The 19714-nt window shown below is 63.1% G+C and carries 16 protein-coding genes and 1 tRNA gene; 11 read left to right on the forward strand and 6 right to left on the reverse strand.

The genetic code is table 11. The annotated features are described in order from the left end of the window. Window positions 1-165 precede the first annotated feature (165 nt). Window positions 166-240 (forward strand) — tRNA-Gly (locus tag QM659_RS11130). Between the two features lie 220 nt (window positions 241-460). Here QM659_RS11130 and QM659_RS11135 read toward each other — a convergent pair. Then, a complete protein-coding gene (locus QM659_RS11135) occupies window positions 461-1258 on the reverse strand; it encodes an alpha/beta fold hydrolase (RefSeq protein ID WP_415188482.1) in 798 nt (265 codons plus the stop codon). Window positions 1259-1337: 79 nt separating this feature from the next. On the opposite strand from QM659_RS11135, the gene QM659_RS11140 reads away from it, so the two are divergent. The 7 genes from QM659_RS11140 to msrP all read left to right on the forward strand — a co-directional run bounded on the left by QM659_RS11140 (window position 1338) and on the right by msrP (window position 9026). Next, on the forward strand, window positions 1338-1685 hold the full coding sequence (locus tag QM659_RS11140; protein WP_127076314.1) for a MerR family transcriptional regulator: 348 nt from the start codon (window positions 1338-1340) through the stop codon (window positions 1683-1685). Window positions 1686-2203: 518 nt separating this feature from the next. Next, on the forward strand, window positions 2204-3031 hold the full coding sequence (locus QM659_RS11145; protein WP_415188483.1) for an enoyl-CoA hydratase/isomerase family protein: 828 nt from the start codon (window positions 2204-2206) through the stop codon (window positions 3029-3031). Next, window positions 3028-4425 carry a class I adenylate-forming enzyme family protein gene (locus tag QM659_RS11150; protein ID WP_415188484.1) on the forward strand — a complete coding sequence of 466 codons (1398 nt, stop codon included), beginning with the start codon at window positions 3028-3030 and terminating at the stop codon, window positions 4423-4425. The genes QM659_RS11145 and QM659_RS11150 overlap by 4 nt, the downstream gene beginning before the upstream one ends. A gap of 210 nt (window positions 4426-4635) precedes the next feature. Beyond that, window positions 4636-5640 (forward strand): tRNA dihydrouridine(20/20a) synthase DusA, encoded by a 1005-nt coding sequence (dusA, locus tag QM659_RS11155; protein WP_415188485.1) that lies wholly within the window; start codon window positions 4636-4638, stop codon window positions 5638-5640. A gap of 439 nt (window positions 5641-6079) precedes the next feature. Continuing rightward, the gene (locus QM659_RS11160) at window positions 6080-6925 is read left to right on the forward strand and encodes a sulfite exporter TauE/SafE family protein (RefSeq protein WP_127076310.1); all 846 of its coding nucleotides are present in this window, start codon (window positions 6080-6082) and stop codon (window positions 6923-6925) included. Between the two features lie 120 nt (window positions 6926-7045). Beyond that, window positions 7046-7921, forward strand: a complete 876-nt coding sequence (gene rarD, locus QM659_RS11165; RefSeq protein WP_415188486.1) for an EamA family transporter RarD — start codon at window positions 7046-7048, stop codon at window positions 7919-7921. A 121-nt stretch (window positions 7922-8042) separates the two neighbouring features. Next, complete coding sequence (gene msrP / locus QM659_RS11170) at window positions 8043-9026, forward strand: protein-methionine-sulfoxide reductase catalytic subunit MsrP (protein ID WP_415188487.1); 984 nt, start codon at window positions 8043-8045, stop codon at window positions 9024-9026. A gap of 156 nt (window positions 9027-9182) precedes the next feature. Here the strand turns inward: msrP and QM659_RS11175 are convergent, their stop codons facing one another. The 4 genes from QM659_RS11175 to thrC all read right to left on the reverse strand — a co-directional run bounded on the left by QM659_RS11175 (window position 9183) and on the right by thrC (window position 16174). Further along, on the reverse strand, window positions 9183-12485 hold the full coding sequence (locus tag QM659_RS11175) for an EAL domain-containing protein (protein ID WP_415188488.1): 3303 nt from the start codon (window positions 12483-12485) through the stop codon (window positions 9183-9185). Between the two features lie 195 nt (window positions 12486-12680). Next, window positions 12681-13268: a GNAT family N-acetyltransferase gene (locus QM659_RS11180; RefSeq protein WP_127076307.1), complete on the reverse strand. Its 588-nt coding sequence runs from the start codon at window positions 13266-13268 to the stop codon at window positions 12681-12683. A 9-nt stretch (window positions 13269-13277) separates the two neighbouring features. Further along, window positions 13278-14558, reverse strand: coding sequence for a M16 family metallopeptidase (locus QM659_RS11185; protein ID WP_127076306.1), 1281 nt, complete (start codon window positions 14556-14558; stop codon window positions 13278-13280). 218 nt (window positions 14559-14776) lie between these two features. Further along, window positions 14777-16174, reverse strand: a complete 1398-nt coding sequence (thrC, locus tag QM659_RS11190; RefSeq protein ID WP_415188489.1) for a threonine synthase — start codon at window positions 16172-16174, stop codon at window positions 14777-14779. Between the two features lie 351 nt (window positions 16175-16525). Between thrC and QM659_RS11195 the strand changes: the two genes are divergently transcribed. Continuing rightward, window positions 16526-17044 (forward strand): invasion associated locus B family protein, encoded by a 519-nt coding sequence (locus QM659_RS11195; protein WP_127076304.1) that lies wholly within the window; start codon window positions 16526-16528, stop codon window positions 17042-17044. Between the two features lie 51 nt (window positions 17045-17095). Here QM659_RS11195 and QM659_RS11200 read toward each other — a convergent pair whose 3' ends face one another. Further along, entirely contained in the window at window positions 17096-17593 is a 498-nt protein-coding gene (locus QM659_RS11200) for a hypothetical protein (protein ID WP_303486114.1), read from the reverse strand. Window positions 17594-17845: 252 nt separating this feature from the next. On the opposite strand from QM659_RS11200, the gene msrQ reads away from it, so the two are divergent. Then, window positions 17846-18484, forward strand: a complete 639-nt coding sequence (gene msrQ / locus QM659_RS11205) for a protein-methionine-sulfoxide reductase heme-binding subunit MsrQ (protein ID WP_415188490.1) — start codon at window positions 17846-17848, stop codon at window positions 18482-18484. Between the two features lie 147 nt (window positions 18485-18631). Further along, window positions 18632-19441 (forward strand): polyphosphate kinase 2 family protein, encoded by an 810-nt coding sequence (locus tag QM659_RS11210; RefSeq protein WP_415188491.1) that lies wholly within the window; start codon window positions 18632-18634, stop codon window positions 19439-19441. Window positions 19442-19714: the final 273 nt, after the last annotated feature.

Genomic DNA, 19714 nt, shown 5'->3' on the forward strand with positions numbered 1-19714 from the left:
GCCGTTGCAGGGGCAGTCTTCCCGCGCGGCGTCCGGCCAGCCCCCCACACGGCCCGCGAAACAGGCCGGGGATAGCGGCAAAAGGGACTTGCATCGCTGCCAGCTTTGCGTAATAAGACACGGACCCGGCGGCGAAGTCCCTCGCGACCTTGCCGCATCGCCAGAGCGGGCGTAGCTCAGGGGTAGAGCATAACCTTGCCAAGGTTAGGGTCGGGCGTTCGAATCGCCTCGCCCGCTCCAGTTTTTCAAAAAAAACAGTCGAGATGAGCTGCCAAGCGGAAATTGCTTGATCGGCCCGCCTGATGTCCGGAAAACCGGAGATGCGGATCCGTGTATCCGGCTTCGTTCCTTTACAGCTTTCTTGATCGTCGGATTTCCCAACTCCGCGTAAAGCCGATTTTGCGATTTTCGTCTCTACGCCGGTCCGCATCCCTTGCCTTTCCCAGTCTGGGTGGGCCCGTCAGCGCCGGTCGCCGCGCAGAAAATCATCAAGGAGAGCGATGAAGGCGTCCGGCTGTTCGAGCGCGGCGAGATGGCCGGTCGCCAATTCCGCATAGCGTGCATAGGGAATCGCCGCCGCCACCGCGCGCGCCTCGGCCGGCGGCACCATATGGTCGTGGGCGCAGCCGATGACCAGAACGGGTTTCTCGATCCGCCGCGCCTCCTCGGTGATATCGATCGCAAGGTCGAGATCCACCTGGCGGGCCATACCCTCCCAGTCGTTGTCCTCGACAATGGCCGCAATCGCCTCGGCGATCCCGTCATGGCCGAGGCCGGACAGGAAGGCCGGGCTGAAGCCGGTCAGCAGAACGAGTCGCGCCATCGCCACGCGGTCGGTGCGGATCAGGTCGTTCCACAGGCCGAACTGCATCCGCTGCCGGGGATCGGCACCGTCAAGGAATGCGCCGAGCAGGACCACCCGGCGGACGAGGTGGGGATAATCGGCCGCGATCTTCGCCGCCACAGCCGCGCCGAGCGAGAAACCGACGAGATCGAAGGGCACCGCGCCCGCCGCTTCCGCCGCCGCGACGACTTCGGCGGCAAGACGCTCGGCGGTGAGGTCTCCGCCGTCGTCGCGGGTGGCGCCGGACCCCGAATAGTCCGGACGCACCACCGTCCAATGCCGGGCGAGCGCGGGCACCAGATGGCCCCAATTGGTCTCGGCATTGCCGCCGGTGCCGTGGATGAGCACCAGTCCGGGCCCCGTGCCATCGACATGATAAGCGACCCGTGCGCCATCGATTTCGACCGTCTTCATCCGTTCCATCTCCGCTCTTTCGTCCAGATGGAGAGGAGGCTACAGTCTGACATCGCTGTCAGGGTCAAGAGGATCAGCCATGCAGATCGGCGATTTGTCGAAGCGCACAGGCATCAGCGTCCGCATGCTGCGTTATTACGAGGAGGAAGGTCTGCTGGCGCCGGCGCGGCGGGCGTCCGGCTACCGCGACTATGGCGAGGCCGAGGAGCGGACCGTCCGACGCATCCGACTCTTGAGCGAGGCGGGATTGAAGCTGGAGACGATCCGCTTCCTGCTGCCTTGCGTGCTCACCGATCGGCCGGATTTCGAGCCCTGCGCCGAAGTGCTGGCAACGCTCCGCCGCGAGATCGCCGGACTGGATGCCAAGATCGACTGTCTCCAGTCGAGCCGCGCCATTCTCGCCGGCTATCTCGGCCGCCTCGGCTGATGCCGGCCAATCCGAGATGCCGACCACCCGGTTTGCCGAAGCGGCCGCCGCTCCTCAGACGGAGGCCTTCGGCACGCGGTGAAGGGAAAGCCCCGGTCGATCATCGGCTTTATCGCGCTTTGACGTGCAAGAACGCGTGATGCTGTCGCCGGCCACACGTCGGCTTCTCCGGCCACATCCTGAAGACGAATCTGTCGGCTTCACGGGGAAGAGGGGCTTCAGATCTCTGAGAGGCAAACACACCTAACTATCTGATTTTTATTTTCTAAAACCATATTGACTATGTCGATCCGTCCAGCCACGCCGTTGTTGGTCGTTATCAAAAACTGTGGTCACTGCCCAATGCAAGAGACACCGGTCTATCTGGCGACCCTGATCGAAGGCTTTATGAACAGGCACTCGGGCTGACGGCGGCCGAAGCCATTACGGCTGGCCGATCCGTTCATGGAGCCGCGACGTCGTTCAAAGAAATATGTGAAGCGACACCAACCTCAAATGTGCTCCGCGGAGGATATGACGTGACATACGAAACCATATTATTGGAGCGTCTGGAGGGTGGGGTTGCCCGGATCACGTTGAACCGTCCCGCGCGCGTGAACGCTCTTAACGTGCGCACTCTCAAGGAACTGAACCTCGCTCTTGACGAGATTGAGCGGGATGCCGGTATTCATGCCGTAATCCTGACCGGTGCGGGCGGCTCTTTCTCTTCTGGATTCGACCTGAAGGAACAGGCAGAAAACGGGCCGACTGGCCCCGAAGAGTGGAAGGAAGCGCTTCGCTACGACTTCGATACCGTCACCCGTTTCTGGCATTTCCCGAAGCCCACACTCGCGGCGGTGCCGGGAGCGTGTCTCGCCGGTGGTCTTGAACTCGCCCTCTGCTGCGACATCACGATCGCGAGCGAGAACGCATTTTTCGGCGAGCCGGAGCTGAAGTTTGGTGCGGGCATCGTCGTCATGGTGCTCCCATGGATCGTTGGTCCGAAGGTGGCAAAGGACATCATCCTTACCGGCGAAGACCGCATAACCGCTCAAAGAGCCCATGAAATCGGCTTGATCACGCGCATCGTTCCTGCCGATGAATTGCAGGAAGCGGCTCTTCGGATCGCCCGCAGGGTCGCCGTCGTCGATCCTGATCTCGTGCGCGACACGAAACGCGCAATCAACGTCGCCCTGGAGGCACAAGGACTCTCGTCCGGTCTCGCTGCCGCCCTCGACATAGACATTGCTGCTGAAGGCAGGAGGTCGCCGGACAAGGTGCAATTCATGAGTATCGTAAGGCAGGAAGGACTTCGCGCCGCCCTGGCCTGGCGCGAACGTCGCTTTGCCGAAGCGGAGCCCTTATGAGCAATATGCTGGCAGACTTTGTGCTTCAGGCGCTTGCGGACAGGGGTGCGTCCGCGGAGAGCCCCGGCATCCGCCTCGATGCCGCCGCCATGGAGGCCTACAGCGCAAGGATCGCGCTCGATCTCGAAGCCCATGGCCTTCGCCCCAGAGAGCCAGTGCTCCTGAAGCTGTCAAACGCCGCGCCAGACATCGCGGCATTTCTCGGCGTCTGGCGGGCGGGAGGCGCCGTGGTTCCGATCCATCACGCCTCGCCACCGTCAACGGTCGAGCGAGTCATTCGGAAAGCCGGAATACGTCTCATAATCTCCGATCATCGTGTCGTGGATAATACGGGCACCGTTTCCATCCGCGATCACGATGATTGCGGCTCGCTCGTGATATTCACCTCCGGCAGTACCGGCGAGCCGAAAGGCGTCGTGCTCGACGGCGACCGGCTTGCTGCAAAGCTTGAAGTCTTGCGGCGTCTCCTCGTCGTGAGGAGCGACGATGTGGTCCTCCTTCCACTGCAACTTTCGTTCGTTTACGGGATCTGGGTCGCTCTGCTTGCGCTACTGGAAGGCGCAAGGCTCGTCCAATTGCCGAAATTCGATCCAGGGCGGGTTGCCTCCTCCCTTCAGGCAGAGGCAACCGTCGGGGCGCTCGTGCCATCAATGCTCAGGATGTCGGATGCGCCGGACGGCAAGCCGAGCAGCAGCCTTCGACTTCTGCTGACCGGGGGCGAGGCTCTCGGGGTGCCGCTTAGCCTTCGCACGATCGAACGCTTTCCCGAGGCGCGAATTTTCGATCTCTTCGGCCTCAGTGAGACAGGCTCCTGCGATTTTGCGCTCGCAGTGCACGAAGGCAAGCATCTCGGCACTCTCGGCCAACCGACCGAGGGTGTTTCGTTCCGCATCGCTCATACCGAAACGCCCGGCTCCGGCGAGCTTCAGATACGCACGCCGTTCGGTATGATAGGCTACCTCGGCGAACCCACTCTTACGGATGCAGTCTTTCACGACGGCTGGTTCCGCACCGGAGACCTTGCCCGCCAATGCGAAGGCGGGATCGCCCTCATCGGTCGCGCGAAGGAGATCATATCGCGCGGCGGCATGAAAATCGCCCCCCTCGAAGTGGAGGCCGCGATAGCCTCCCATCCTCTCGTTCACGAAGCGTTATGCGGCAGCATCGCTCACGAAACGCTTGGCGAGGCAGTTCACCTCCTCGTTGCGCTGAAGTCAGGCGCACATGTGACGGCAAACGAACTTCGCCTTTGGGCAGCCGAGCGGATCGAACACTACAAGCTGCCGAACGCCATCCACATCGTAGACGGTTTGCCGCTGGGAAAGACCGGGAAGGCGGATCGCCGCGCAGTCGGCGCAGTCGTTGCATCCCTTGCGAAGTCGTCATCCTCATGATGAGGCGGACGGCTGGGTTCGTGACGGACGTCGCAACGGCTGCGGTTTCGGCCCGTACCAGTTCCTTCACGCTTTGGCGGGAAACAGACACAACGCAATTTGACATGCGGCCGCCAACACGGTTTTGTCCCGGCGTGAATAGCCACCTATCCGTATGTTCGCGTCGCGCTGGTGATTCGATCAGCGGATTGGACCGACAGGGAAGTGCAAGTGACTGATAAGAAATGGACATTCTGCACCGCACCGATGATGGATTGGACGGATCGCCATTGCCGTTTCTTCCATCGCGTTCTCTCGCGCCGTGCGCGGCTCTATACGGAGATGGTAACGTCAGGCGCGATCATGTTCGGCGACCGCGAGCGGCTTCTCGGCTTCGACGGTTCGGAGCACCCGGTCGCTCTGCAACTCGGCGGCTCTGACCCGCTCGAACTCGCGCGGGCGGCCGAAATCGGCGCGGGCTTCGGCTATGACGAAATCAACCTCAACTGTGGCTGCCCTTCGGACCGTGTGCAGTCGGGCCGGTTCGGCGCGTGCCTGATGGCGGAGCCGGAACTTGTCGGCAAATGCGTGGCGGCGATGAAAAGCGCCGTCGGCGGCCAGATCCCCGTCACCGTGAAAAACCGCATCGGCATCGACGAGCAGGACAGCGAGGCCGATCTCACGCGCTTCATCGAGACGGTGGCGGCGGCGGGGTGCGAAATCTTCATCGTTCATGCGCGCAAGGCGTGGCTCAAGGGGCTGTCGCCGAGAGAAAACCGCGACGTCCCGCCGCTCGATTACGACCGGGTTTATCGCCTCAAAGCCGCGTTCCCCGAGTTGACGATCGTGATCAACGGCGGCATCGAGACGATCGAACAGAGCGCGATGCACCTCGAAAGGGTGGACGGCGTCATGCTTGGACGCGCGGCTTACAAGAACCCGGCGCTGCTTCTGGAAGTCGACGCCGCGCTCTATGACGAAACGGCCGCGCCGCTCCTGCCGCACGAGGCGCTGGAGCGCATGCTTCCTTTCATCGAACGCGAGCTTGAGCGCGGCACAAGGCTTTCCGCCATTGCACGCCACATGATCGGCCTCGTGAACGGCAGGCCGGGCGCGCGGCAATTCCGGCGTCTGTTGACCGAGGAATGCGTCAAACCCGGCGCGGGTCTCGATATCATTCACGCCGCAATCGAGGCGGCGCGGCGCGCCGAGGAGGCGCCTTCGCTCGCGGCGTGATGGCGGCAGGGAGAACCGCGCGGCGGGGTCACACCCTTTCAGGCAATCGCGGCATCCCGCCAGTGCGTCAGCGGTCAGGAGAACCATGGATATCGAGGCGCCAATCGTGATTGGTGGCTGCTCGCCGGGCTGATACCGTTTCCGGCATCCCGGCTGGCCGCGTTCGTTTCCGGCGAAATTGATGGCCGGTTCACGCGAATAAGGCGCGCAAATCAGCAAGCCATCGCCTCGTCCTGTGTTCTGCAAAACGCGATAACATTCCGGCCCGGACATGCCGGAGCGGCTCACTCGTTGGCAACCATGGAAGCGGCGGAACCGCCGATCATTGCATGTAATAGACTCGACATTGTATGCAATAAGCCCCAAAAATAATAATAATTGCATGCACGGGGCAAAGCTGTAGTCTTTCGCTCGCATCTCATCCTTTCCCATGTCCCGCATGCTTGACCTCATTCAACACCTCCCGTGGTATCAAATCGCGGAATTGTCCATTGCGCTTCTCATCGGCGGCGTGATCACCGGCTTTCTCGCTGGCCTTCTCGGCATCGGCGGCGGCGCGGTGAGCGTGCCCGTGCTCTACGAACTGTTCCGGCTGGCGGGCGTCGACGAGAGCATCATCATGCGCGTCTGTGTGGCGACCTCCCTTGCCATCATCATCCCGACGGCCATCAACTCGGTGCGGTCGCATAACAAGCATGGCGCGGTGGTGATGGAAGTGATCCGGCGGCTTGGCCCGTGGGTCGTCGCGGGAGCGGTGCTCGGCGTGTTCATCGCGTCGCGCGCTCCGTCCAGCTTTCTCAAGGCGGTATTCGCGACATCGTGCATCTTCATCGCGTCGCGCCTTGCTTTCGGCAAAAGCGAGCCGAAGCCTGACGCGGCGCTCCCGCCCGCGCCGTGGAATCTCGTCGCCGGCTTCGGCATCGGCCTGATTTCAACCCTCATCGGCATCGGCGGCGGGGCTTATGTCACGGCTTACATGAAGTTCCTCGGCTGGCCGATCCATCAGGCAGTCGGCACCGCGTCCGGTTTCGGGCCGATCATCGCGATACCCGCCACCATCGGCTATATCGTGGAAGGCTGGAACGTGGCCACGCTGCCGCCGCTCTCGGCGGGCTATGTCAGCCTGCTCGGCTTCATGGTGCTCGGCCCGGTAAGCGTGCTTGCGGCGCCGCTTGGCGCAAAAGTGGCGCATCGGCTTTCGCGGCGGACGCTCGAAATCACGTTCATGAGCTTCCTGCTGTTCATCGCGGCCCGGTTCATCGTAAGCCTTGTCTGGGGAACATGAAGCCTCTCAGGGGGCGCTCTGACGCTTCTCCGCCGGGGGCCAAAGGAAATTGGACCCCGGTCTTGTCGGGGCGGACGTCTTCACGGGAGCCGACAGGCTCCAACGCGAAAGGGCAGGGGCATGCACGGGCTCGGGTTCGCGATCGCGACCTATATCGTCTGGGGGCTGCTTCCGCTCTATCTCGCACTCCTCAAACCGGCATCGGCGCTCGAAATCCTCGGGCAGCGAATCCTCTGGTCGCTCGTCTTCCTGCTGGCATGGCTTCTGGTTTCGGGGCATCTGCGAGCGCTGATGCGCCGCCTCGACCGGCAATTGATCGGCCTCTATTCGCTGGCGGCGGTGCTTATTTCCGTAAACTGGGGCGTCTACATTCTCGCGGTGACGTCGAACCGAACCGTTGAGGCGAGCCTCGGCTACTTCATCCTTCCCATCATCAATGTGATCATCGGGCGCGTGGCGCTCGGCGAGCGGCTATCGCCTTTGCAGGCGGCGGGCGTGCTGACGGCGGCAGGGGGTGTGGCCTATCTGTGCGTCGCGGCGCAAGGCGTGCCCTGGATCGCTTTCGCGCTCGCGCTGTCCTTCGGATTTTATGGCTTCATCAAGAAGAAAGCGCCGTTACCTGCGGCCGAGGGGCTGTTTCTCGAAACGGCGATCCTTGCGCTTCCGGCCATGATGCTCCTGGGGGGCATGGCGGCGCACGGCGAGTTGGCGATGCTGCACAACGCGACATCGCTTGATCTGCTGCTCGCGGGCTCCGGTGCGGTGACGGCGGTGCCGCTCATTACTTTCGCGCTCGCGGCCAAGCGCGTCCCTCTCTCGACCATCGGAATGCTGCAATATCTCGCTCCGACGCTGCAATTCCTGATCGGCGTCTTCGTGTTCGGCGAGACGCTGACGGAAGCGAAGCTGGCAGGCTTCGCGATCATCTGGTTTGGGCTCGTCTTGTACCTCTACGGTCTCGCGCGCAGGCCGCATCCGGCGGCGCTTCCCGGCTAGGCGTCTCTGTCGGGGCGAAGGGAAAAGAGCGTGCGCGTGCCCGTCCCTCTCCGCCTTGTGATGGACGATGTGTGGAGTTTTTCCACGGCGACGCCTACATGCGGATCGAAAGCGAGGTGTCATGTCAGACAAGCGCCCGGGCCGACCCGCCTTCACTGCTGCGCGCTCGAATGTTCTGGGCGCGCCGATCCCTTCATCGGAAATCACGCCGCGCGCGCTGTATCTAAGCCGCCGCGAGTTCATCGGGGGCGCGATAGCCTCGCTGGCGCTGGGGCTTCCGCCATCCTCGCATGCCGAAGCCCTTGCCTTCCGGAAAGGCCCCTTTGCCACCGACGAGCCGCTGACGCCGAAGAAGGATGTCACCACCTACAACAATTTCTATGAGTTCGGCACGGACAAGAGTGATCCCGCCTCCTATGCCGGCAAGCTCAGGACAAGCCCCTGGTCCGTGGCCATCGACGGGCTCGTGGCGAAGCCCTCGACGCTCGCGCTGGACGACATACTGAAGCTCGCTCCGCTCGAAGAACGCATCTACCGGCTCCGCTGCGTCGAAGGTTGGTCGATGGTGATTCCGTGGATCGGCTTGCCCCTGTCGGCGCTTCTGGGGCGTGTCGAACCGCTCGGCTCCGCGAAGTTCGTTTCCTTTGAAACACTTGTGCGGCCGTCCGAGATGCCGGGGCAAAGGGGCTTCTTTCAGCCGCTCGAATGGCCGTATCGCGAGGGGTTGCGCCTCGACGAGGCGATGCATCCGCTGACCATCCTTGCCGTGGGGCTTTACGGCGAAACGCTGCCAAACCAGAACGGCGCGCCGCTGCGCCTCGTCGTTCCATGGAAATACGGCTTCAAGAGCATCAAGTCCATCGTGCGGATCAGCTTCGTGGAGCGCCAGCCGCCAACATCATGGAATATGCAGAACGCGCGCGAATACGGCTTTTATTCCAATGTGAACCCTACCGTTGACCACCCGCGCTGGAGCCAGGCGACCGAGCGGCGTATCGGCGAGGGCGGGCTTTTCGCGCCGCGTAGGCCGACGCTTGCCTTCAACGGCTACGGCGAGCAGGTCGCGTCTCTCTATGCGGGGATGGACCTCAAGACCGACTTTTGAGGCGAGCGCGTCCTCCCGCTTCTTTTGCAGCGGGAGACGCGGGCGATCGGGAGCCGGTTCCGATCTGAATCGCAACCGGATCGGTAAAACGGTCTCCTACCGACGTTCGGAGGCTGCTTCATCCGGTCAGGTTGAAACGACCCGATCGCATCGGCTCTAGCGCTTATTGAACGGGAAAGGCGGCACCGGCTGTTCGGTGTTGTCGCCAGCAGGTGCGAAGCCCTGACCGGGTTGCGGCGGCTGCCCGGGAGAAGCGCTTTCGGCTTGCGCCGCGGCCTCCGGTTGAGGCGCTGCCGCTTCCTTGGCTCGTGGCTTGCCCGCATCGCCGCGACGCAGGCGGCGCCCGCTTGCTCGCGGCGGTTTGCCGGACGTTTCAGGCACGACATCGCCCGCCGCCTGCACGTCCCTGTCTGCGAGGACCAGCGCCTTTTCCTTATCCTCTTCCTGATCCTTTTCCGCGCGGCGGCCTGCGCGACGCTCTTCCTTTTCGATCGCCCTGCTATCGCGTTTGGTCGAGCGCGCGATGGCGTTCAGAAGGTTGACCACATCCTTGTCGGACATGAGGTCCGCATAGAAGAAGCCTTGGCCGTAATCGCAGCCCAGCGCGCGCACATAGGCGAGATCCTCTTCGCTGTCGATGCCCACGGCGACGACGTCCTTGCCGAGTTCGTGGGCGATGGACAGCACCGCTTTCAGCACCATGGCGCTTGAGCGGTCCTTGTCGGAGAGCGTCACGAGCGTTCGGTCGATCTTGATCGCATCGATCGAGAGGCGGTTCCAATACGACAGCGACGAGAAGCTTACGCCGAACTCGTCGAGCGCGATGGACACGTTGAGGCTCTTCAGCCAGTCGAGGATTTCGATGGCCTGCTCGGGATTCGCGTTGATGAGCGTCTCGGCGATTTCAAGGCGAAGCGCGCCCTTCGGCAGCGTCTCGCGTCCGATGATAAGCCGCAGGTTCTGCACCAGATCGTGGTGGAAAAGCTGCTGGCTCGACATGTTGATCGAAATGTAGATCGGGTCGTCGCGCTGCAGGATGCGATGCCAGCGCGCGCCTTGCCGGATGCAGCGCTCGAATACATAGGACCACAACTCGCCGGACAGCCCCGATGCCTCGGCGGCGGCCTCGAATTCCGGCAGAGAGAGCCTGCCGAGCGTCGGATGCTCCCACACGACGAACGCTTCCATGCCGGCGAGCCGCTCGTCGGCGATGCGCATGATCGGCTGATACAGGATGCGGATCTGACGGCGCTCGATGGCGTGTTTCAGGTCGGCCTGAACGATGGCCCGCTCGTCGGCGGCGCCGCGCATTTCGGGCTTGAACAGTTCGATACGGTCCGGACCCGCGCGCTTTGCGCGATACATGGCGCTTTCGGCCTCGCGCAAGAGGTCTTCCGCGTGCTCCTGCGTGCCGTCATACATGGCGATGCCGATGCTGCCCGTGAGCACGAGATCGCGGCCGCCCACCTTCATCGGTGTGCGAAGCGAGCGGCGAACGCGCTCCGCCAGCATCGCGATGTGGCGCGGCTCGGTGTCGTCGGAAATGAGGATGGCGAATTGCAGCGCGCTGACGCGGGCGAGGGTGTCTTGTTGCGAAATATATCGCTGGAGCCGGCGCGAGATGGTCAGCAGCACGCCGTCGTTGGTGGCGAAATCGGGCGAACGGCTTTGGTTCTTGAGCGCGTCGAGGTCGACGAAGAATACCGTCGGCTTGAGGTTTTCGATCTGTGCCCGGGCGACGGCGAATTGCAGCCGATCGAGGAAAAGCTCGCGGTTCGGCAAGCCGGTGAGGCCGTCCCGAATGGCGTTGTGAAGCAGCCGCTCCTGCGCCCGCTTCTGCGCGTTGATATTGCGCAGGAGGCCGACGCCGCGAAGCTGGCGGGTGGTGCGCTGCGGCGTGACGGCGGCGCGCAGCTCATACCAGAGATAGCCGCCATCGGCCCGCTTCATGCGGAATTCGAGGTTGATGTCGCCACCCTGGCGTTCGCGGAGCGTCCAAAGAGTGAGGCGCATGCGTTCGCGGTCGGAGGCGTGGAGGTGCTGAAGCCAGGCGTCCTGCGAGCAGCGAAGCGTGCCGGAAGGAAGTCCGAGCGCGTTCTCGACCTCCGGCCCGGCGTTGATCTCGTTGCGGCGGCCATCCCATTCCCACACGCTCGCGCCGGAAGCCTCCAGCGCCATCACCCGCAGCTTGAACTGGCCTGGGTCTTCGCCGGACGCGCCCGGATCGGCGGTCTGGAAGGCATATTGTGTGACGGTGACGCCGACCAGCATGAGAAATACGACGAGCCCCGCCGAGATTGCGGACACAGCAACGTCGCCGGACATCTTGCCGGTAACGATGACGGCGGCCGCGAACAGCCACAGCAGGAACAGCATCCACGTCGGCAGCAGCGAGAGCGCGCGTTCCTGGCCCCTGAACGCCAGAAACACAATGACCGCCGTACCGATGACCGAGATGGGGATCAGCGACAGGCGCGCGAGGCTCATCGTCGCCTGAGCGTCGACGAGTCCGAAGAAAATGAGCCCGAGCTGCGCCGCGATCCAGCCGAAAAAGGCCATCGAGATCCAGGAGTGCCATAGCCGGAGATTGAGGAAGGCGTAAAGGAAGATGACAAGGCTTGCGGCGAACGACGCCTCCGCCATCGCTCGATAGGTGCCGTTGTCTTCCGAGGAGAGCTGGAACAGCTTGTGCCAGAACCCGAAATCCACGCACAGGTACGCGAGCGCGGACCAGGCGAGCAAGGCCGCCGCCGGGAAGATCGACTTGTGATTGACGGCGAAGATTGCGGTCAGGAATAGCGCAAGGAGGCCGGTGATACCGAGCAGGATGCCGTTCAGCAGATTGACGTCGCGGAGGCGCTTTCCGAAATTCTGCGCCGAAGAGAGATAGAGACGGGGCACGGACGCGGAAGCGAGTTCCACGATGAACGTCACCGTGGTGCCGGGTTCTATGGAAATGCGGTAGATGTCGAGGAAATCGTAATCCTCGACCCGTTCGGGGCGGAAACCGAGCGATGGCGTGACGTTGGTGATGCGTGGCGCGTCGAGGTCGGGCTTGAACACGCCCGAATTGACGATGTCATAGCGCTGGGCGCTGAGGAAGCGGGTCACCTGCTTGTCGGTCGGGTTCGACAGCGCGAATACGATCCAGCTCGGATTGGTGCCCGGCGTTTTGGCCGACACCGTCATGCGGCCTGCGATGCCGTCTGCGTTCGCGGCAGTTTCCACGGCGATCTTGTCGCCGCGCCGCTCGTAGAATTCCCCGAGAAGGGTGATGTCGATCTTTTCCTGCGCAGAGCCGACGACGATCGGCTCGACCGCCGCCGCCGGCGAAGACGCCGCCAGCGCGGCCACGATCCACGCGGCGCAGAGAAGGAGCATCATTCGCGCAAGGACGACAGGACGAAGGGGACGGGAGGCGGCCATTTCGGCAGCGCAATGCAGCATTCGACCTCGCATCAGCGCTTCACGCGTTGTGACCGGGCGCCGGTCCGATTAATGAAATACGCAGGTTCACCAGCATCGGCCTGCGTAAAATCGGACTTCGTTTGGCGCGGAACAGCCGATCGATAGGCGCGACATAAGGCGACGTGCCGCTTGCGGTTCGCGGCACGCTTCTGCCGCAAACCGGCATCGGCCAAATTCGAGGCCGGATTAGGCCAATGGGTCGTCGTTGAGAAGCGCGAACAGCCAGTGGTCCTGCCACACGCCATTGATCTTGAGATATCGACGGGCCACGCCCTCATATTGAAACCCCGTACGGACCAGCAGAGCCGCCGAAGCCTTGTTTTCCGGCAGGCAGGCCGCTTCGAGCCGATGAAGACGCAAAACGTCGAACACGAACCATATGACCGACCGCACCCCTTTGGTCATGTAACCCTGGCGAGCGTATGGAGCGCCTGTCCAGTATCCGAGAGAGCAGCTTTGGCTTACGCCGCGCCGAATGTTGCTCAACGTCAAGCCGCCGATAAGGGCGTTATCAGAGCTTCTGAACAGAAAAAAGGCATAACCGACATCCTGCCGGGCATCGCGGTAATAATAACGGATGCGACGCCGGTACGTCTCGCGGGAAAGCTCGTCCTTGGCCCAGCGCGGTTCCCAGGGTTCGAGGAACGAGCGGCTTTCTCCGCGAAGCGCCGCCCATTCCTTGTAGTCGGACATTTGCGGCTCGCGCAGATAAATGCCGTCGCCCTCGACATAGGGCCTCGTCTCCGGGAAGAACATGCGGGACCCGCCGAGCATCAGGCGGCCTCAGCCGGCGAGGGTGCCGGAGAGGAACGCTTCGGCCGCGTCCGCCGCAGCGGCTGCGGAACCGCGTCCACCGACCACCGCCGAGACGATTTCCGGCCGGGCGCGGAAGCCGAGGCCGACGGCCTGAACGTGCTCGCGCGTAACCCCGTCAACCTTTTCGATGAGTTCCTCGTTCGAGATCGGACGTCCGAACACCATCAGATCCCATGCGATCTGGCCCGCGCGCGATTCGCAGCTTTCGAGGCTCATGAAAAGTCCGGCCTTGATCTGCGCCTTGGCGCGGGCAAGCTCGCGGTCCGTCGGTCCGTTCTCGGCTAGGTCCGAGAAGATGCCGAGCGAAAGCGCGCTCAGTTCCTTCAGTTGCTGCGCGCTCGTCGCTGCGTGGAGCCCGATGATGCCGCTGTCGGCATAGCCCCAGTCGAACGCGTGGATATCGTAGCAGAGACCGCGCTTCTCGCGCACCTCCTGAAACAGGCGCGAGGCCATGCCGCCGCCCGCGATCCCGGCGAAGATGCGCCCGGCGAACGAGTCGTCATGTCCGTTCGGGAAGCCCTCGAAGGCGAAGATCACATGGCACTGCTCGAATCGCTTGTCGACGGTGGCGTGTCCTCCTTCGAATTTCGCCCGCTTGATCGGACGCGGCGCTTCCTCGGGCAATCCGGTGAACAGGCTCTCGGCGAGCTTGTGGATCGCGTCGTGATCGACCGCGCCCGCGGCCGAGAGGATCATGCGCGAGGCGGAATAGTTCTCGTTGCGGAAGCGGCGGAGATCGGCGGCGGAATGGCGCGAGATGGTGCGCTCCGTGCCGAGGATGGAGCGGCCGAGCGTCTGGTTCGGATAGGCTTCGTCGAGCGCCAGATCGAACACGATATCGTCGGGGCTGTCCTGCGTCGCGGCGATTTCCTGAAGGATCACCTCGCGCTCGCGGTCCATCTCCTCGTCGGAAAAGGACGGGTTGAGAAGCAGGTCGCCGATAAGGTTCAGCCCGAGTTCCACGTCGCTCTTCAGCACGCGCGCGTAATAATTGGTCGCTTCGGACGAGGTGACGGCGTTCAGAGCCCCCCCCGCGCCCTCGATCTCCTCGGCGATTTCGATTGGCGAGCGCGTCGGCGTGCCCTTGAAGGCCATATGTTCGAGGAAGTGGGCGACGCCGTGCTCGTTATCCGTCTCGGAGCGAGCGCCAGCAGTCACGAAAACGCCAACCGTCGCCGTTTCGAGCCCCGGCATGCGATCGGTGACGATGCGCATTCCGTTCGCTAGCTGGCTGGTTTCGACTGTCATGGGCTGTACCTCGGGCAATTCAGAGTCGCTTCAGGCGAGCCGCGATGGAAACGCGTCCCGCCAAATCTGTCGTCGAGCATGATAACAATCGGAGATCCGTTTGCGGATCATGCTTTTTTGGTTCGCAGCATCCTGCGCAAAACCGGGGGCCGCTTTTGCGGCTCATGCATTGTGTCGATGCGGGAGCCTATGGCAAAACCGGACGCGTCTTCTGCGGATCATGCTTGCGGCCTGCCCGCGGCGTGCTGGGTTATGACGTTTGCCACCGCGGCGGCAGAGTTGGGCAAAATCTGCACGCGTTCGGCCCCCTGAAGACGCTCAACGAGGCGTTCGGGTATAGGCGCCGCGTGGCCCGTCGCGCGTGTCACGGCCTCCGGGAATTTCGCGGGATGCGCCGTCGACAGCACGACCATCGAACCCCCGCTGCGTTCCTGCTCGCGCTTGCCCGCCACGACACCGACGGCGGTATGCGGGTCGATGATCATGCCGGTTTCGTCGAACAGGGCGCGCATTGCGTCGGCGGCCTCGTCGCGGGTCACGCGCCACGCGGAGAAACGCTCGCGGATGCGGGCGAGCGTGGCGGGCGGCAGGTCGAAATGACCCTTTGTCTTGAGGTCGGCCATCGCGCGGTTCACGAGGTCGGCATCGCGGCCGCTTTCCTCGAACAGAAGCCGCTCGAAATTGCTCGAAATCTGGATGTCCATGCTCGGGCTGTCGGTCGGCACGACGCCCTTCGGCTCGTAGCGGCCGGTTTCAAGCGTGCGGGCGAGGATGTCGTTCTCGTTCGTCGCGATGACGAGGCGGCCCATGGAAAGGCCCATGAGCGACGCCGCGAAGCCCGCGAAGATGTCGCCGAAATTGCCGGTGGGCACCGAGAAGCTCGGGCGGCATGCCGTTCCGAGCTTCGCCGCCGCCGTGTAATAGTACACGGTCTGGGCTACGATGCGCGCCCAGTTGATGGAATTGATCGCGGAAAGCGAATGCCGCGTGCGGAACTCGGCGTCGCCGAACAGCGCCTTCACGATGGCCTGCGTATCGTCGAACGTGCCTTCGATGGCGATGGCGTGGACATTGTCCTCGGCGGCCGTCGTCATCTGCTTGCGCTGCACGTCCGAGATGCGGCCGTGCGGATAAAGGATGAACAGCTCGATGTCGTCGCGGCCGCGAAACGCTTCGACCGCCGCCGCGCCGGTATCGCCCGAGGTCGCGCCGAGGATCGTCGTGCGCTGGCCCCGCCGCTTCAGCGCGCGCTCCATCAGCCGCGAAAGAACCTGCATCGCGAAGTCCTTGAAGGCGAGCGTGGGCCCGTGGAACAGCTCAAGCAGATAGAGGTCGGGCCCGATCGTCTTGAGCGGGGCGGTGTCGGGATCGGCAAAGCGCGCATAGGCATCGGAAACGAGCGCGAAAAGCTCGGCCTCTCCGGGATTCCCTCCCATGTAAGGCGTCATCACATGCGCCGCCGCCGCCGCATAGGCGCCCGTGGGCGAAGCAGGCAGGGACGAAAGGTGCGGCCATGTATCGGGCATGTAGAGCCCGCCATCGGGCGCGAGACCGGCGAGAAGCGCTTCCTCGAAGTCCGCTTTCGGCGCGGTCCCTCGTGTCGAGACGTACATCATATCGTTTCTTGTTCCGCGAGGCGGGCTGACCGCTTGGGGCGAAGGATGTCGGATTTTCAAGCACAATAGGACGGACTTTGCGCTGTGTCATCTCCGACGCAGCAAATTCGCGTTCAAACCGCAGGTTGAGCGTATGAACCTCCGCCACAGCGGGAGGTGCGGGCGAACAAGCCCGCCACGTCGTACCCTGCGCCAAGGTGGCGATGGCGGGGCGGCTCGCGCGCAGCCGTCAGGCGGAAACAGAGCCAGGCGCCCGGCGTCGCGCCGTTCCAGTCTCAATTCGGCCCGAATTCTTGCCGAGTGCAAGGTTATATCCTCGCGCTCAGCGCTTTCTCGACACGGACCGCCATCATGCAAAGAACGGCCAAACTTCTCGCCGCGTGCCTTTTCGCCGCTTGCGCTGCGGGCCTTGGGGCTGCCCAGGCTCAGGAAATCGGCTCCGGTCAGGTGAAGGCCATCTACGGGGCCTGGAAGCTGAAATGCGCGCAACTCGCGGGCGCGAAGAAGGAAAAATGCGCGCTCGTGCAGGATCTGAAGCTCGAAGACCGGCCGAACATGTTCATGACCGTGCTTCTGATGCGGGCGTTCGAGGACCAGAACAAGAAGATCCTTCGCATCGTGGCGCCGCTCGACGTCGTGCTTCCGGCGGGTCTTGGTCTGCGCGTGGACGGCAAGGATGTGGGCAACGTCAAATTTCTGAAATGCCGCAAATTCGGCTGTCTGGCCGAGGTGATCGTGGACGACCAGCTGATCGGAAAATTCACGAGCGGGCAGACGGCGAGTTTCATCGTGTTTCCGACACCGGACTCGGGCGTTGGGTTTCCGGCCCCGCTAGCCGGGCTTTCCGACGGCCTCAAGGGTCTGAACTGAGACAAGAAAAACCCCGGCGCGCTGAGCTGCCGGGGTTTTTCGTCTCAAATCTCAATAGCCGTAGGGGCGGTCATAGCCTCGACGGTAGCGAGGATCGTAGTCCGGCCTGCCGCGATCGGCCGCCGCGAACCGCTCCACGCTGTAGACATCCCCACGCCCGGAGATGTTGAGCAGCGAGTGAGCAACGATCTCGCCGCGCCCGTTGAAGCGCAGCAGCACATTGCCGCGAACGTAAGGCTGGTTGACGCGGACGAGAACGGCCGAGTTGTCCTGCTCGCGATCGCGCGGAGAGTTGGAAAGGAAGGTCCGTCCGCGATATTCGCCAAAGACGACGGGCTCACCGTCGCGAAGCCCGAAAACGGTGACCGAGACGCCGCCGCGGGGGCTTTCGGGCCGGATTTCGATGCGCACGACCAGATTGCGCTGGATTTCAACGTTATTCCATGTGCCGAGGAAGTCGGTCGGCTCACCGTAGTAGGGATTTCGGCCTTGCGCCTGAGCGCCTACCGCGCCCAGCATCAAGACCACGCATGCTACTAAAACTCTCATACTCAACACCCTCTCAAGTGGAACTAGGGGCAAGTATCGAGACTTCGCGTAAATTTTTAGTATAATTTCACGCGCTCTTAACGCCGCTCGCAGGTGGCGACCCCGACGGCTCGGCAAAATCGCCGCACCTCGCGGCGCTGTGAACGATGCGCCGCTTCGAAAAGCTCCCCGCGCAGCCCATGTCACCGAAAAGCACGCGCGGCAAGGCGTCCCGGAACGCCATCGCGCCGATTGCAAGCAGGGAACAGGCGCATGTCGCAGCCAGAAGCATCGCCGAGGCGCGCCGCTCAACGGGTCATCGGCGCTTTTCCGCGCTGGCCGGTCTATCTCATCGGCGCGCTGCCCGGCCTGTGGGCCTTCTGGCTCGCCCTGGGCGACAGGCTGGGCGCCGATCCGGTAAAGGCGCTCGAACATCTGCTCGGCATTTGGGCGCTGCGTTTTCTCATTGCGAGCCTTGCCGTGACGCCGCTTCGCCGCCTCGGGGGGCCGAACCTCGTCCGGTTCCGGCGGGCTCTCGGTTTGCTCGCGTTCTTCTACGCCTGTGCCCACCTCCTGACATGGATCGCGCTCGACCGTGGGCCCGATATCGGTGCGATCATCGGCGATATTGTTAAACGCCCCTACATCACGCTCGGCATGGCAACCTTTGCCATCCTCGCCCCGCTTGCGTGGACCTCCAACGCGCGCTCGATCAAACGCATGGGGGGCGCGGCGTGGCAGCGCCTTCATCGCTGGGTTTACTTCGCGGCGGTTCTGGCCATCGGGCATTATCTCCTGTCGCTGAAGTCGTGGACTTTGGAGCCTCTCGCCTATGCGGCGGCGGTGGCGGCGCTTCTGCTTTTTCGCGTTTTCTGGCGGTCGTGCGGGAATAAGCCTCCAAGGGCGGCTTGAGTCCGAAAATGCTCGATGAATCTGTGCCGGACTTCCGAATGGGAATAGGGTCGTTCGCCAGCACGACCGTTTGCGTCGCAAACGCGAGGGGGTGCGGATTCTTAATGGCCGTTCTGGATCATGGAGAGGCGGCAAGGAGATTTCGTCGTGAAGGCAGACAAATTCCTGGTGAGCGGGCCACCGTCGCTTGCTTCTCTCGGCGACGGTCATCACGTCGACCAGAAGGATTACGCTCGAAAGATCGTCCCGCTCCAACACACCATGCAATCCATTCAGCAGGCGTATCTCGGCACACGCGAGCATGCCGTCATCGTGCTTGAAGGATGGGACACGGCGGGGAAGGGCGGCGTGATCCGGCGTCTCGGCTGGACGCTCGATCCGCGAAGCTTCAAGGTGCACCCCATCGCCGCGCCCTCGCCGGACGAAAAGAGGGAGCACTATCTGCAGCGCTTCTGGAGACGGCTGCCGGAGCAGGGCCAGATCGTGGTGTTCGACCGCTCCTGGTACGGTCGTGTGCTGGTGGAACGTGTCGAAGGTTTGGCGAAAAAGGCGGAGTGGAAACGAGCCTATCGCGAGATCAACGAGTTCGAACGCCTGCTCGTCGACGACGGAACGCGCATCGCCAAGGTCTTCATGCACATATCCGCCGAGGAGCAGCTCAGGCGGTTCAAGGACCGGCTCACAGATCCCTTGAAGCGCTGGAAACTCACCTATGAGGATTTCCGCAACCGCGACCATCGCGCCGACTACGAAAAGGCTATCGAGGACATGCTCGAAAAGACTTCGACGGATTATGCGCCGTGGTTCCTCGTCCCGGCGAACAACAAGAATTACGCTCGCCTTGCCGTGTTCAAGATCCTGATCGACAGGTTGGGGAAGGGCGTCGATCTGGAACCGAAGCCGCTCGACGAGAAAACGGCGGAGGCGGCGCGGGCGCTGTTCGGTTCGCTGGAATAGCGGACGACGATCGCGAAAGGGCGCTCGAAGATCGGGCGCGCCTTTGGTCATGGCATCGAGGATGGCGGCGCGGAGCCTTGGCAGTCGCGCCGGCCGCAGCGACAGCATGTGTGCCGTCAATTGAGAAGCGACGCCGCGGTGTGTCGGTCAGCTTTTCCGCGAGAGGCGGCTGATCTGACTACGGGGACGAGCGCGCCCAGGTATGGAAAGCGCGCGCCCGAAAAAAAAGCGGCGATAATCGCCGCTTTCTGCTTTCCGATGCGCACGCCGCGA

Source organism: Rhodomicrobium sp., assembly GCF_047605405.1.
Lineage (GTDB): Bacteria > Pseudomonadota > Alphaproteobacteria > Rhizobiales > Rhodomicrobiaceae > Rhodomicrobium > Rhodomicrobium lacus.